Raw genomic sequence first — 14,126 nt, 5'->3', positions numbered from 1 at the left:
GGCAACCCGGGGGCTCCGGGCTCCGACAACCAGAGGCTAGCATGGTGGGCCGCGCCGGTCGGCGGGTCAAATCGGCGCGACCGTCGCGGAGCAACCGTTCAGTTATGCGCCTGAATGAAGTTACGCACCTGCGGGTAGATCTGCGTTTCCCAGCGTTTACCGGCGAAGACGCCGTAATGGCCGACGCCCGCCTGGAGGTGGTGCGTCCGCATGTACGGAGCGAGTCCGGTACAAAGGTCGTGGGCCGCCATAGTCTGGCCAGGGGCACAGATGTCGTCGCGCTCGCCCTCGACGGTCATCAGCGCCGTGCGGCGGATCGCCCCGAGATCGATAGGCTCGCCGCGATAATGCAACGCGTTCTTGGCCAGGGTATAATCCTGGAAAACGGTCTTGACCGTTTCCAAGTAGAACTCCGCCGCGAGGTCGAGGACGGCGAAATATTCGTCATAAAAGGTTTCGATCGCCTCGGCCTTGGCATCCTCGCCGTTGGCCATGTGCCAGAACAGATCGCTATGGCCCTGCACGTGGCGCTTCGTGTTCATCGACATGAACGCCGAGACCTGCACGAATCCTGGATAGACCCGGCGGCCGGCGCCCTTGTGCCGGGCCGGAACCGTGGCGATCAGGTTCTTCTCAAACCACGCGATCGGCTTTGAGGTTGCGAGCTCGTTCACACCGGTCGGGTTGATCCGGCAATCCACCGGCCCAGCCATCAGGGTCATGCTCCGTGGCGCCGCCGGGTCCTTCGCCTGCGCCATAGCAGCGGCGGCGACCAGCGCCTGCACGGCAGGCTGGCAGACGGCGACCACGTGCGAACCCTCGCCCATGGTCTGAAGAAACTGGATCAGGTGAGCGACATACTCGTCAAATCCGAACCGGCCCGCCGAGAGGGGCACGTCCCGGGCGTTGTGCCAGTCGGTGATGTAGACGTCGTGATCGGGCAGCATCGTGCGCACGGTCGCGCGCAGCAGCGTGGCGAAATGGCCCGACAGCGGAGCGACCATCAGCACCTTGGGCTGCTCGGTGTGGATGTCCTTCTTGAAGTGCAACAGCGTCCCGAAGGGTGTGACCTCCACCGCCTCCTCACTGACCGGAACACTCCGGTTGCCGACGGTGACCGATCCGATCCCGTAGGCGGGCCGTGCGAAAGTCAGGCCCGCGCGCATCATCATGCGGGCATTGGCTGACATCCACCGAGCCGGCTCGCTCCAGCGAATCCAGGGCGACCAGGCGTCATTCAGCATCCGGCCCCAGGCCCGGGTCTGGGCGGCGAGATCGGTCTGCAGGTCGAACGCATCGTACAGCATCGGGCGGGCACTCGCGGGCGCCCGGCCCGACACGCGGGCGATCGGGACGGCAAACTTGGGCGGATGCCGGGATGGGAAATGCATCAGCGTGGCCGAGAAGCATCGGCCCGCAGCCGTGGGGCCGCAACTGTCCAAAAGGTTGAGGCTCGCAGGAAACCGTGGCCCGTGGCTTTCATGCACCAGTTCCAATCGGGGCCGTGCACCAAGACGTGCGCACTCATTCCGCGCCACAGACCGTTCGTCCGCTCATGACGCGCGTGGAGTGAGCGGCCGGGGCTGGCCCTCGGACCGGCGATGCTCGCAGGATATCTTGAGGTAGCGGTCGCTGCCGCCCGGCAGCCCCGCCTGGGCCGCCATGCTCTGGGCGTGCATCAGGCACTCCATCGGGGAGTGTGCCGGCGCGATCATGATATCGAGGGCGGTATCGCGGGAGCAATCCTGCGCCAGCAAGGTACCGGCACAGACGAGGGCAACGGACAACAAGTCGGACATGACGGACCTCGGCTTCGATGGATCGAAAGGTCCGCGGGGTGCTCTGGCGCCCGAGCCGCCGCGTTGTCGTTGCCTGGATGTTTCCTCGCCTGTTCCGAAAATCCGTAGCATGCGGCATGCCAGCCGCGCCGAGTACGGCGAACCGATTGATTGCGCCGGGCTCAGTTTCGGGACGGAAGCCACTCGGTCTCCGGCTCGACGGCCGGGAGGAGGGCGGCCACAGCGTCGAGATCGACGACGTAGTGGTTAGTGAGCGCCTGCCACATCTCCGCCGACGAGTTGACCTGTGGCCTGAGGCTGTCGAGGGCTCGGGCGACGAGCGTCGCATTCAACAGTTTCGGGCGTGCCTGGAGCGGATCAGCGTTCAGCATCGGAATCGACCCCGTTTCGATGGGGGGCACTCTCCGCCGCGCTTGGTTAATGCCGGGTTACGGACTACTGGCAAACCTTGAATTTGTCTTACGCCGATTAAACAACGACTTTCCGCCTCAATAAATCGCGCCTGTAGCGCAGTCGTCGATACAGCTGCGCGAGACAGCCTTCATTTCAGCTCTATGAACGACCCAATAGTTTCGTGTTTGGAGGTTTCTTCCGGTACCAATCGGTCCGGTTCACAAGCCCGACCCCATCCCTTATCAGGCGGGGGAGATCGAGACGGCCCCGGCGGAACGGGGAGGCGCCGCCCCTTCGCGCGATCATCCGCACTGCGGGGCGGCCTCGACCGAACGTGCGAGCGAAACATCATGGACGCCACACCTGAAGCGATCGGCGCGACGCAGGGGCCGGCCAGCCGGTTCGTTCTCGCCTCCGGCTCGCCACGCCGCTTGGCGCTGCTGCAGCAGATCGGCATCGAGCCGGATTCGCTTCTGCCCGCCGACATCGACGAGACGCCGCGCAAGGCCGAGCCGCCGCGCGAATTGGCCCGGCGCCTCGCCCGCACCAAGCTCGCGGCTGCAGAGGGCGCGCTGCATCACAAGGACCAGAAAGTACCGACGTGGCTGCTCGCCGCTGATACCGTGGTGGCCGTGGGGCGGCGGGTCCTGCCCAAGGCCGAAGGACCTGACGAGGCCGCCGATTGCCTGCGCCTGCTCTCCGGACGGCCGCACCGGGTCTTCACGGCGATCTGCCTGCTGTCGCCGAACGGCCGGCGGGAGCGGATCGTCGAGACCCGCGTGCGCTTCAAGCGCCTCTCCGGCCGCGACATCCAGGGTTATCTCGCTTCGGGCGAATGGCGCGGCAAGGCGGGTGGCTACGCGATCCAGGGCCTGGCGGGCGCCTTCGTGGTCAAGCTCGTCGGCTCCTACAGTGCCGTCGTCGGCTTGCCGCTCTACGAGACGATGAGCCTGCTGGATGGCGAAGGCTATCCGGTCCGCGCCGCCTGGGGCAGCCTGGCATGAGCCAAAGCCCGTTTGTCCGCGACGGCCGCCCGACCTGCCCGATCTGCCGACGCCCGGGGGCCGCAGATTTTCGTCCGTTCTGCTCTCAGCGCTGTGCCGATGTCGATCTCGGCCGCTGGCTGAATGAGCGCTACGCGATCCCGGAGGAACTCGATTCCGACGCGCCGCCTCCGGAGCCGGACTCGGAGGGCTGAAATTTTTCCGTCGTCCGCGTCACGCCGATGTCACTGCAAGGCTGGACAGGCCCCAAACTCCTGACTATACCCCGCGGCGTCCGAGGCCCACAGCGGCGCGGGCGACGCCCAGGTAGCTCAGTTGGTAGAGCATGCGACTGAAAATCGCAGTGTCGGCGGTTCGACTCCGTCCCTGGGCACCATCATCCCGCTAAGCGGTAGATGGTGCCGATTGGAAGCTTCAACGCAAGACAGATCGCCACGAGCTTGGAACGCTGACGCTTGGCGTTTGGCATAGTCCTGAACGTCAATCGAATGCGACGGCCGTAAGATCATCCGTTTCCGAGCCGATGGCATGAGCGGTGATCGCCCGCTTACGACGCCGTCTCACCGATACATAGCTCAGCCTTGAGAAGCGGCCGTCGACGTCGCCCTTAAACGATCATGACGCGAGCAGGTGATCCTGTTCGCTTAATGGGTGTTCGTAGTCCGTGTCCGATCACCAGCCATCGAAAATCCGGCTCACCAGCGCCGACAAATTTTTTGGTATACCAAGTGAGTGGCATCCCAGGACAAGCTTCGCTACCCTGCCGATGACGCGGCTGAAGCTGGCATGCGGAAAGGCTGAACCCGTACGCCATACGGGAGCGCCGCAGGACACAACAAAGACGACCTTGGGAGTGGAAGCATGCCGCGCAACATCCTGATCCTGGGAGCCTCCTACGGCTCCCTGCTGGCGACCAAGCTTCTAATGGCCGGTCACAACGTAACTTTGGTCTGCCGCCGGAAGACCGCCGACCTCATCAACCAGGAGGGGACCGAGGTCCGCATCAAGTTGCGGGACGAGCCGAACCACCGCTCAATCCTGTCGCGCGACCTGCCCGGCACCCTGGACGCTGCTCCCCCCGAGGATATCGACCCGTCGCGCTACGACCTGGTCGGCCTCGCCATGCAGGAGCCGCAATACAACAACCACACGATCCGGGTGCTGATGATCAAGATTGCGGCGGCCAAGCTGCCGTGCCTGTCGATCATGAACATGCCGCCCTTGCCCTATCTCAAGCGGATCCCGGCCCTGGCGGCGATGGACCTTGAGGACGCCTACACCAATGCCGGCGTCTGGGACCGCTTCGAGCCGGGCTTGGTATCCCTCTGTTCCCCCGATCCTCAGGCGTTCCGCCCGCCGGACGAGGGTGCCAACGTGCTCCATGTCGGTCTCCCGACCAATTTCAAAGCCGCGACCTTCGCGGACGAGGCGCATAACCGGCTGCTGCGCGAGTTGGAGGCCGATATCGACGCCGTGCGCCTCGACGGCCACGACGTGCCGGTGAAGCTCAAGGTGTTCGATTCGCTGTTCGTCCCGCTGGCGAAATGGTCGATGCTGCTCACCGGCAACTACCGCTGCATCACGCCCCAGGAGCCACAATCGATCCGCGATGCCGTGCACGGTGATCTCGCCAAGTCCCGGGCCATCTACGAGCACGTGGACGGCATCGCCCGGAAGCTGGGTGCTGATCCGCAGGATCAGGTTCCGTTCGAGAAATACGCTAAGGCCGCGGAAAGCCTGCTCAAGCCGTCTTCGGCCGCGCGTGCAGTGGCCAACGGCACGCCGTTCATCGAGCGGGTCGACCTGCTGGTGAAACTGATCTCGCACCAGCTCGGCACCCCCGATGCCGAGATCGACCGCACGGTTCAGATCGTGGATCGCAAGCTCGATGAGCGTGTGATCGAGGGCTGATTGGTTGCGGCGTCGGATGCTGATTGTGTCCGGCGCCGCGCACCCGTGAATAGTTTGCCAGGTACGGTTGTCGCTGGTCCTCGGCCCAGGTAGATGCGCCCGCTCGGAAGCGAGAGGCGAGGCGCATGGATGGGCGATGACGTGGCCGCTCTGCTCCTGGCACTGGCCACCGAGAATGCCGAACTGCGCGCCCAGCTGGCCGCCGCCCAGGACATGCTGATGGAAACGGCGATCGATGCCGGTCATCTCCATGCTCGAATCGAGGCTGTTCAGACAGAGCGCGATTCCTGGCGCGCGGAAGCCGAGCGGCTGGCACGGCCGGGCACCGCAACCGGCTCACGGTGACGGCTTGAAATCTCTACCCGGTCGGGAAACCTGTCGAGCCGGTGCGCCGTAGAAGGCCCCAGCGTGACGGCGCGGCGCAAACCGGGATCAATCGCCGCATCGGTATCGCCGAACACAGCGCCGCGCAGTCGCTGCCCCGCGAAGGTTGCGGTAAGACTCAAACATTCGTCTTGAAGTTGTGAAGCGTTGGCCTAAACCCGGTGTGATTCCGGTTCGGAACCGCTCACTGCATGCCAAAATCGAAGTTCTCCGAATACCAGACCTGTGGGGCTGCGTTTCAGGGCGCGCTCGACGCCCTGGATGTGATCGGTACGTGGGCTTGGGATGGTGACTCGGATCGCATCCAGGCCGACCTGTTCGTGGCGCTGCTGTTCAACGTCGATCCTGAAGAGGCTGAGCTCGGCTTGCCGCTCGCCGCCTTCATCGCCGGCATACACCCGGAGGATCAGGACCGGGTACAGACGCATTTCCGCAGAGGCGGTCGCGATGGGGGGCTCTACGTCATCGAATATCGGGTCTGCTCGGCCGACGGCATCACCCGCTGGGTGCTCGGCCGGGGTCGTTTCCTGCACGATCACCGAGGACGGCCGATCAGCGGACGGGGGATCATCGTGGACATCACCGACGTGCGGTCGGGTGAAACCGCAGCCGGCGCCGTCCGGATGGCAGAGCCTCACGGGACCGAACCGCCGTTGGAGCGCGCGGCCGACTTCGCCATGGCCGCGCAGCGGGCGATCTGCGAGCTGGAGGACCCGGCCCTCAAGGCGCGGGCCGATGCGCTTCTGCTCGATCTCGGGAGAAAGCTTGCCGAGCAGGAACAGCGCCTGCGCCGCACGCAGATGAACTGAGGGCTGTCTGGCTTTACGTCAGGCCGGGTCCCGGTCGGTCACATGAAGGTAGGTCGGGTCGAACTCGGCCGCAGCCATCAAGCCGTCCCAATCGTGGACCGTCAGGCGCCGGCTCCGCAGGGTGATCAACCCGGCAGCCTTAAGGTCGCGGATCGTCCGGTTGACGTGGACCGGGGTGATCCCGAGAGCATCCGCAAGTTCCGGCTGGATCATCGGCAGCTCGCAGGTCCGATCGGGGGCGAGGCCGACGACACCGAGGCGCGTGATGAGCTCGCAGAAGAGGTGGGCCATGCGCGCATAGGCGTCCCGGCGGCCGGTGTTGAGCATCCACTCGCGGACAATGGCGGCGTCGATGAGCGTCGCGCGCCACAAGGTATCGCCCAGCCGCGGGAAGGCCCGGAGCAGGGCCCGCACCGCGTCGTGCTGAACGAAGCCGACCCGGCAGGGACCCACCGTGCCGATGCTGATGTCGAGGACCTTGAGGTGCAGGCTCTGGATGTCGGGTATGTCGCCGGCGACGTGATACGCCATGACCTGGCGCTTGCCCCCCAGCGTGGTCTTGTAAGTGCAGGCGATCCCGTCGAACACGGCGAAGCAACGCGCGGGAGAATCCCCCTCGCGGACGATGTCCTGATATGCCTCGAACTGCGTCATCTGCAGGGGTAGGGCCAGCAGCGCCGCCCGTTCGTCGTCCGTAAGGGCGAAAAGGGCAATGCTTTCGATCTTGCGGACGAAGGGGTGCATGTCGGTTTGTTTAAGAGTTCCCGTCATCGCGCCTCCGCCGGACAACGAGTGCCTCTCGTCTCGCCGCCCTCGGCGCACATGGATAGCGCCGATCCGGCGATGACATAGCAGCCACACTTCCCCCCTGCCATAGTGGAAGAACGCATATTCACCGTCCAAAAATGTATAGAACACGACTTTCCGTCGAAAACGTATTATCACGTGTTGCGGCCGAGATATCGAGACGCGTGAAGGCCCTGACGGACGGCATTCGCAAAGTATAAAACGAGCATGCTTGGATAACGGACTGCAACGAAGCAGCCGACGCGCACGGTAGCCGGGAATTTTCACGACGCGTGGCCCATCGTTCTGTTCCGGGCAAAGGCGACGTCGGGGGCTGGAAATCTCCGGCTGGTCCGCGCACACACGCGGGACGGCGCGGTTGCCGTGCAGCCTGACGGAATGGCCCGATGAACACGGCAGATCTCGCCCCGCACGCCCATCAGGTCCTGCGCGAGGCGACGCTGCCCGAGTTGCCGAACCATTACCGTGGCAAGGTCCGGGACAATTACGACCTGCCGGACGGGCGGCGCATCCTGATTACATCGGATCGGATCAGCGCCTTCGACCGGGCGCTCGCCGCGATCCCGTTCAAGGGCCAGGTGCTCACGCAGACCGCCCGTTACTGGTTCGAGCGCACCGCCGACCTCTGCCCGAACCACGTGCTCGCCTATCCGGACCCGAACGTCGTCGTCGGCCGCCGGCTGGAGATCATGCCCGTGGAGGTGGTGGTGCGCGGCTATCTCGCGGGCACGACCTCGACCTCGGTGCTCACGCGCTACCGAGCGGGCGAGCGGGAGATGTACGGGCATCGCTTCCCCGACGGGATGCGCCCGAACGAGCAGTTGAAGCAGGCTGTGATCACGCCGACCACCAAGGCATTCGACGGCGGGCACGATGAGCCGCTAACGGAGTCCGAGATCCTAGAGCGCAAGCTGCTCACCCCGGAGCAATGGCGGACCGTGTCCGAGGCGGCGCTGGCGCTGTTCGCCAGGGGCCAGGAACTGGCGGCCGAGCGCGGGCTGATCCTGGCGGACACAAAGTACGAGTTCGGCACCGACCCGGAAGGTCGCATCGTCCTGGCCGACGAGATCCACACGCCGGACAGCAGTCGCTACTGGTTCGCGCAGAGCTATCCCGAGCGCTTCCAGGCCGGTGCCGCGCCGGAGAGCTTCGACAAGGACTTTGTGCGCAACTGGGTCGTGGCCCGCTGCGACCCCTACAAGGACCCGATCCCCGAGATCCCCGCTGACGTCGTGCTGGAGACCGCCGCGGTGTACATCCGGGCCTACGAGACGATCACCGGTGCGCGCTTCACGCTACCCGATCCGGGGGAGTCGCCGCTCGATCGCGTCCGGCGCAACATCGCGACCTATCTGGCGAACAACCCGATCGCCTAAGGGCGGGACGGCGCTCGAGCGCCGTCCCCCTCCATCCCGTCAGGCGGCCGCCTTGATCGGGGCCGGGGCAGGCGCATCCATGGCGCGCAGATAGACGTCGAGCAGCGTCTCGTGCTCGTCGCGCTCGTCCTTGTCCTGCTTGCGGATCTTCAGGATATCCTTGAGTATCTTGACGTCCAGGCCCTCGCCCTTGGCCTCGGCGAAGACCTCCTTCTTGGCCTCCATCAGATCCTTGATCTCCTCCTCCAGCCGTTCCACGCGCTCGATGATCGAGCGGATGCGGTCGCCCGCGACGCCCACGGTGTCGGTCATGTCGGTCATGCAAAGCCTCGTCGTATGACGGGCGCCACCCTCGCGGGAGAGGGTAAGCAGGGGGTTAAGGGCGCGGGGTACCGGGACTCGTCCGCGCCTCGATCCACCCGACGATCGCGTCCGCCACCTGATCGCTGTTCGATTCCAGCATCATCATGTGGCCGTTGCCGCGGATGCCGTGCTCGGCCAGCGCCAGCCGGTCCGGCTTGGCGCCGGCCTGCGTGAGGAAGGCCGCCGTGCAATCGTCCATGGTGGCTCGGAACGAGGCTTCCGCGGTTACGATCACGGCCGGCACCTTGGCCAGGTTCGGCAGGGCACGGGCGGGCTCCGCCTGAAGCCAGCAGCGGATCCGGTCGGGAGACGCCGCGCGCTCGGCCTGGACCACGGTCAGGTCGGTCGGGCTGCTGACCGGCGGCTCGAAATGCAGCGGCACCCGGGTGATCCCGTAGGGGCGGGCCCGGGCGTCGCCGACCCGCTCGTACCAATCGGTGCCGCCCTTGAAGCGGATGTCGAAGAAGGTCGGCCCGTTCGGCTCGACGGCGACATGCGCCTTCACGAGGTCCGGCCGCTGGTCCGAGACCGCCCAGCCGAATACGCCGGCCTGCGAATGAGTCAGGACGATCGCCGGCCCGATCTTCTCCAAGAGGGCGATCAGCGCGGGATCGACCAGTTCCTCGCTCTTCAGGGCACTCGCGATGTAGGGCACCTGCGAGCGGTAGAATTGGTCGAAGGCCGCGTTGCCGCGCAGGCCCGGGCCGCCCGGCCATTGCGTGTGCAGCGTCGCCTGCGGGTAGAGCGCCGACCGCTCCTGCCCGGTGAACACCGTCTCCAGATCCTCCACGGGTAGGCGGGCGTAGGGACCGTAGGTCTCCGTATCGCCGCCCGAGCGGCCCCGGCCGACCTGATCGACCAGGTAGACCGCGAAGCCTTTGGCCGCGAACCGGTCGGCCCAGCCCGGCCGGCCATCGGGCGTGCCCAGGAAGTTGGTCCCGGACTGTGCCGTGCCGTGAACCATCACCACCGGATAGGGCTGCGTGACCCGCTCCGGGGCGCGGTACTCCACGAACATCTGCCCGAGCGCGGTGGTCCGGTTGTTCGCGGTCTCGTAACGGCCGCCGACGAAGAAGTAACCGGAGGGTGAGGTCGGCTTGAACGGCCCGGCCTCTTCGGCACGGGCCAAGCCCGCCCCGAGGCAGAACAGCGTCAGCGCGCCGGCAGCGGCGTTCTTGAGCATGATATCCTCCCGCGGACGTCTGACGCGTCCGGCGGGGGGTATATCAGCGACAGAATACCAGTCGGTCCAGCCGAACCTCCCGTCCGCCGGTTTCAGGCATGGGCGAAGCGACGCTTTTTCCCGAGGGCCTCCTCGACGGTACCGGCACCGTCGAGATAACCGTGCACCTTCGGGTTCGGCATGATCAGCGAGCCGACGAAGGCGACCGCCATCAGCACGGTCACGTACCAGAAGAACGTGCTCTCCATGCCGTTGTCCTTGAACCACAGGGCGACGAACTCGGCGGTGCCGCCGAACATGGCATTGGCCAAGGCGTAGGACAGCCCGACGCCCAGCGCCCGCACGTTGGTGGGAAACAGCTCGGCTTTCACGATGCCGCTGATGCCCGTGTAGAACGACACCACGGAGAGACCGAGCGTGATCAGCGCGAAGGCCAGGTAGGGATCCTTGTTGGTCCCCAAAGCCGTCATCAGCGGCACCACCATGAGTGTGCCGAGGCCGCTGTAGAGCAGCATGTTCGCCTTGCGGCCGATCTTATCGGACAATGCGCCGAACAGCGGCTGGATCGCCATGTAGACGAACAGCACGACGGTCATCACCTGCGATGCCGACGTCTTCGGCATGCCGGCCGTGTTGACCAGATACTTCTGCATGTAGGTCGTGAACGTGTAGAAGCTCAGAGAACCGCCGGCCGTATAAGCCAGAACGACACAGAATGCCCGCCAATGCTTGAACAGCTCGGTGAAGGTGCCGGCGGTCTCCTTGTCGCCGGCCGCCTTGGTCTCGGCGAGCGAGCGCCGGAGGTAGAGGGCCACCACCGCCAGCCCGGCACCGATGAAGAACGGGATCCGCCAGCCCCAGGCCGACAGCTCCGGCGCGGTCATGACGGTCTGGAGCAGCACCAGGACCAGCGAGGCGAGCAGCTGTCCGCCGATCAGCGTGACGTACTGGAAGGAGGCGAAGAACCCGCGCTTCCCCTTGATCGCCACCTCGCTCATATAGGTCGCCGAGGTGCCGTACTCGCCGCCCACCGACAGGCCCTGCAGCATGCGTGCGAGCAGCAGGAGCACGGGCGCGAGCGTGCCGACATGCTCGTAAGTCGGCAGGATGCCGATCAGGAGCGAGCCGAAACACATCATCAGCACAGAGACGACCATCGAGGTCCGGCGCCCGACACGGTCGGCGATGCGGCCGAACAGCCAGCCGCCCACGGGGCGCATGAAGAATCCCACCGCGAAGATGCCGGCGGTCTGTAGGAGCTGACTGGTGGAATCACCCTTCGGGAAGAAGGCGGGCGCGAAGTAGAGCGCAAAGAACGCGTAGCAGTAGAAGTCGTACCACTCGACCAAGTTGCCCGAGGATGAGCCGACGATCGCCCAGATGCGACGCTTGCGGTCGGCCGCGTCATCGGCGGCACTCGGCGCGATACCGATCGTATCGTCCCTCAGGGCGGACATGGCGTCTCCGTCACATGATTCAACGGCCGGTAACAGCCGGCCTATTCTTCGATAACCGTGACGTTACAGGCGACGATCCTGATCGCAAGGCCGTGATCCGACTTTGACCGGGACAGCGGCCGGCTGTGTCATTTCTTCCCGGCCCCGTTGGCGGGCTGAGACGGAACGGTTTCGCGCGGGACCCCGTTGCGGCCCGGCACGGGTGCCGTCGGCACCACAACCACAACGGGATGAAATGCCATGACGCGGATCTTCAGGGACACGGTGGCGGCCGCCATTCTCATCGCCGGCGCGGCGACGGCTTTTGCGCAGGGCGGCCCGGGTGGCGGCGGCGGTCCGGCCGCCGGCGGTGGCGGCGCGGGTGGTGGTGCCGGGCCGGCGGCAGGCGGCGGCGCGGGACCGGGTGGAGCCGGCGGCGGCGGTATGCGCGGCGAAGCCGGCGGAGCCGAAGGCGGCGGCATGCGCGGTGGCGCGGACGGCGGTGCGCGCGGCGCCGAGCCCGGTGCTCCGGCCGCGCGCGGTGCCGACGGCCCCGGCCGCCCCGGCCAAGGTGGCGGCGCGGGCGATCGGAACGGTCCCGGCGGCAATCCCGGCAATGCGGAGCGAGGCGGCCGCGACGGCGGCCCGGCCGAGCAGCGCGGCGGACGTGATGAGAGCGGCCCGGGCCAGCGCGGCGATCGCAATGGACGTGACGAGACCGGCCCGGGCCAACGCGGCGATCGCAACGGGCGTGATGAGACCGGACCGGGTCAGCGCGGCGATCGCGGTGCAGCGGGCGACCGCGGCGATCGGGGTGGTCGCGACGGCGCGCGCGGTGCACGGGGCGGCGGCTCGCCGCGCGGCGCGGTCAATCGGCTCGACACGCGTCAGCGGACCGCGTTCCGCGGCTCGATCACGCGCCTCGGCGTCTCGCCGCTGCGCGACGTTGCGTTCGGTCTTGCGGTCGGCACCGCGATCCCGCGCTCCATCGGTTTGCACCGCCTACCGCCGGCCATCATCGAGATCGTACCGGAATACGAGGGCTACGACTTCATTCTGGTGCGCGACGACATCGTGATCGTCGATCCCGACACCTATGAAATCGTGGATGTGATCCCGGCGTAAGTCGCTTCTCCACCGGCTCACCACGCACGCAAAGACAACCGAACAAAACAGCCGACGCTGGCAAGATGAACGCCAGCGTCGGCTGTTTTGCGAATGACCGTAAGAAAAACTTTTTGGATCACGTGTTGTATTTATTATTTATAAGAAAATATCAAATATATCGCATCGATGTAGCACGTATGGCACACCAATGATCATTTTTTGCCACTATAACGACTGATGTTGCGGTCGATTATTAGATAGTTGCGGCAATCATTGCAGTGATAGGTGATAGGTTACATTGCCCGATCTGGTGTTCATGATATGAGGGTTGGTCGAACGCTTCTGTTGCAATGAAGGCAAGGCATGTCGGAACCGGATTTGAACGCCCCCGGACTTGCGCGCTTGCCGCGATCGCGCCTCGGTGTTTCCGGTCGTGCCTTGCTCCTGATCCTTGTCGTGGTCTTCGCGACCTTCGGGGCGAGTTCTGCCTATCTGTATTCCAAGCAATCCGCCGCCCTGCGGACCAATCTCGAAGCGAATATGGCGAGCCTGAGTGCCGCGTCGGCGCGAAGTGTCGGCAACTGGCTGCGCGGCAAGCTCGAACTGACGCAGCTCATGGCACAGCAGATCGCCGCCGTCGGGGTCGGCCCGAAGGCGAACGACGTGCTCGGCTTGCCGTTGGCACGTGAGAGTTTCTTGAGCGCCTATCTCGGACGTCCCGACGGCTTCTACACGGAGATGCCGAAAACGGAGCTGCCCGCCGGCTACGATCCGCGTCAACGTCCCTGGTACAAGGATGCGCTGGCAGCGGGACAGGCGGTGCTGACCGAGCCCTACAACGATGCGAGCACGAACGTCCTCACCATCACCGCGGCGGGTCCGATTTTTGGGGAGGACCGGTCGGTCCTCGGCGTGATCGGCGGCGATTTCGACAGCGCGGCCCTGGCCCGAATGATCGCAGAGGTCGCAACAGGCGGCAAAAGCTACGCCTATCTGGTGTCGGGCGCCGGAACGGTCCTCGTCCATCCGCGCACGGAGCTGATCGGAAAGCCGCTCGCGGACCTGATCGCCGGGCCGCCCCCGAAGATCGGCGGCGACGTGGCCGAGACCCGGGAAGGCGACCGGGCGACGTTCACGGCCTTCGCCCGGGTCCCGAATCTGCCGCCCTCGCTGGATTGGTACGTGGCGCTCTCGGTCGACAGCGCCACGGCTTTGGCCCCGATCACGACGCTGGCTCGGGACTTGGCGGTGGCCACTCTCGTGGTGCTGCTCATCCTGGCGCTCGTGATCGGCCGGCTGATGACGATCACCCTGTCGCGTCCGCTGAACCGCCTGGTCGGCGTCCTGCAGCGCATGAGCCAGGGCGAGATCGATGCCGAGATCGCCGAGGCCCGGCGCAACGACGAGATCGGCTTGGTCGGCCGTGCCGTCGAGGGCATCAAGGCGCGGGTGGCGCAACAGGCCCGCGACCAGGTCGAAGCGCAGCACCTGGCCGACGAGGCCGCCGCAGCCGAGCGCAAGCGCGGCATGATCGCGCTGGCCGACGGCTTCGAG

At 65.8% G+C, this 14,126-nt stretch carries 15 protein-coding genes and 1 tRNA gene; 9 read left to right on the top strand and 7 right to left on the bottom strand.

Annotated elements, in window-relative coordinates; translation table 11 throughout:
• Nucleotides 1-98: 98 nt before the first annotated feature.
• The 3 genes from MKK65_RS22660 to MKK65_RS22650 form a co-directional block, all read right to left on the bottom strand.
• The gene (locus MKK65_RS22660; RefSeq protein WP_243960310.1) at nucleotides 99-1,307 is read right to left on the bottom strand and encodes a polyhydroxyalkanoate depolymerase; all 1,209 of its coding nucleotides are present in this window, start codon (nucleotides 1,305-1,307) and stop codon (nucleotides 99-101) included.
• Nucleotides 1,308-1,553: 246 nt separating this feature from the next.
• On the bottom strand, nucleotides 1,554-1,799 hold the full coding sequence (locus MKK65_RS22655; protein WP_243960309.1) for a hypothetical protein: 246 nt from the start codon (nucleotides 1,797-1,799) through the stop codon (nucleotides 1,554-1,556).
• Between the two features lie 161 nt (nucleotides 1,800-1,960).
• On the bottom strand, nucleotides 1,961-2,170 hold the full coding sequence (locus MKK65_RS22650; RefSeq protein WP_243960308.1) for a hypothetical protein: 210 nt from the start codon (nucleotides 2,168-2,170) through the stop codon (nucleotides 1,961-1,963).
• Between the two features lie 372 nt (nucleotides 2,171-2,542).
• On the opposite strand from MKK65_RS22650, the gene MKK65_RS22645 reads away from it, so the two are divergent.
• The 6 genes from MKK65_RS22645 (at nucleotide 2,543) to MKK65_RS22620 (ending at nucleotide 6,300) form a co-directional block, all read left to right on the top strand.
• A complete protein-coding gene (locus MKK65_RS22645) occupies nucleotides 2,543-3,196 on the top strand; it encodes a Maf-like protein (protein ID WP_058193315.1) in 654 nt (217 codons plus the stop codon).
• Entirely contained in the window at nucleotides 3,193-3,390 is a 198-nt protein-coding gene (locus MKK65_RS22640; protein ID WP_243960307.1) for a DNA gyrase inhibitor YacG, read from the top strand. Before MKK65_RS22645 ends, MKK65_RS22640 begins: the two co-directional genes overlap by 4 nt.
• A 106-nt stretch (nucleotides 3,391-3,496) precedes the next feature.
• A tRNA-Phe gene (locus tag MKK65_RS22635) sits at nucleotides 3,497-3,572 on the top strand.
• A 485-nt stretch (nucleotides 3,573-4,057) separates the two neighbouring features.
• Complete coding sequence (locus MKK65_RS22630) at nucleotides 4,058-5,107, top strand: ketopantoate reductase family protein (RefSeq protein ID WP_058193313.1); 1,050 nt, start codon at nucleotides 4,058-4,060, stop codon at nucleotides 5,105-5,107.
• Nucleotides 5,108-5,236: 129 nt separating this feature from the next.
• Nucleotides 5,237-5,452: a hypothetical protein gene (locus tag MKK65_RS22625; protein WP_058193312.1), complete on the top strand. Its 216-nt coding sequence runs from the start codon at nucleotides 5,237-5,239 to the stop codon at nucleotides 5,450-5,452.
• A gap of 359 nt (nucleotides 5,453-5,811) precedes the next feature.
• A complete protein-coding gene (locus MKK65_RS22620) occupies nucleotides 5,812-6,300 on the top strand; it encodes a PAS domain-containing protein (RefSeq protein WP_313902058.1) in 489 nt (162 codons plus the stop codon).
• An 18-nt stretch (nucleotides 6,301-6,318) separates the two neighbouring features.
• On the opposite strand, the gene MKK65_RS22615 is transcribed toward MKK65_RS22620, so the two are convergent.
• Nucleotides 6,319-7,071: a Crp/Fnr family transcriptional regulator gene (locus MKK65_RS22615; RefSeq protein ID WP_243960305.1), complete on the bottom strand. Its 753-nt coding sequence runs from the start codon at nucleotides 7,069-7,071 to the stop codon at nucleotides 6,319-6,321.
• A 422-nt stretch (nucleotides 7,072-7,493) separates the two neighbouring features.
• Here MKK65_RS22615 and MKK65_RS22610 point away from each other — a divergent pair, with 422 nt between their 5' ends.
• The gene (locus MKK65_RS22610; protein ID WP_243960304.1) at nucleotides 7,494-8,483 is read left to right on the top strand and encodes a phosphoribosylaminoimidazolesuccinocarboxamide synthase; all 990 of its coding nucleotides are present in this window, start codon (nucleotides 7,494-7,496) and stop codon (nucleotides 8,481-8,483) included.
• Nucleotides 8,484-8,522: 39 nt separating this feature from the next.
• Here MKK65_RS22610 and MKK65_RS22605 read toward each other — a convergent pair whose 3' ends face one another.
• The 3 genes from MKK65_RS22605 to MKK65_RS22595 all read right to left on the bottom strand — a co-directional run bounded on the left by MKK65_RS22605 (nucleotide 8,523) and on the right by MKK65_RS22595 (nucleotide 11,486).
• A complete protein-coding gene (locus tag MKK65_RS22605) occupies nucleotides 8,523-8,804 on the bottom strand; it encodes a DUF2312 domain-containing protein (protein WP_243960303.1) in 282 nt (93 codons plus the stop codon).
• A gap of 55 nt (nucleotides 8,805-8,859) precedes the next feature.
• Nucleotides 8,860-10,029 carry an alpha/beta hydrolase gene (locus tag MKK65_RS22600; RefSeq protein ID WP_243960302.1) on the bottom strand — a complete coding sequence of 390 codons (1,170 nt, stop codon included), beginning with the start codon at nucleotides 10,027-10,029 and terminating at the stop codon, nucleotides 8,860-8,862.
• Between the two features lie 92 nt (nucleotides 10,030-10,121).
• Nucleotides 10,122-11,486, bottom strand: coding sequence for an MFS family transporter (locus MKK65_RS22595; protein WP_058193306.1), 1,365 nt, complete (start codon nucleotides 11,484-11,486; stop codon nucleotides 10,122-10,124).
• A gap of 240 nt (nucleotides 11,487-11,726) precedes the next feature.
• Between MKK65_RS22595 and MKK65_RS22590 the strand changes: the two genes are divergently transcribed.
• Nucleotides 11,727-12,590 carry a DUF1236 domain-containing protein gene (locus MKK65_RS22590; protein ID WP_243960301.1) on the top strand — a complete coding sequence of 288 codons (864 nt, stop codon included), beginning with the start codon at nucleotides 11,727-11,729 and terminating at the stop codon, nucleotides 12,588-12,590.
• A 420-nt stretch (nucleotides 12,591-13,010) separates the two neighbouring features.
• On the top strand, nucleotides 13,011-14,126 hold a 1,116-nt coding region (locus tag MKK65_RS22585), incomplete at its 3' end, for a cache domain-containing protein (protein ID WP_243960300.1).

Origin of the sequence: Methylobacterium sp. J-001 (assembly GCF_022829565.1) — a bacterium.
In the GTDB taxonomy this organism is placed as follows: domain Bacteria; phylum Pseudomonadota; class Alphaproteobacteria; order Rhizobiales; family Beijerinckiaceae; genus Methylobacterium.
This window is presented reverse-complemented; position numbering and strand designations above follow the sequence as displayed.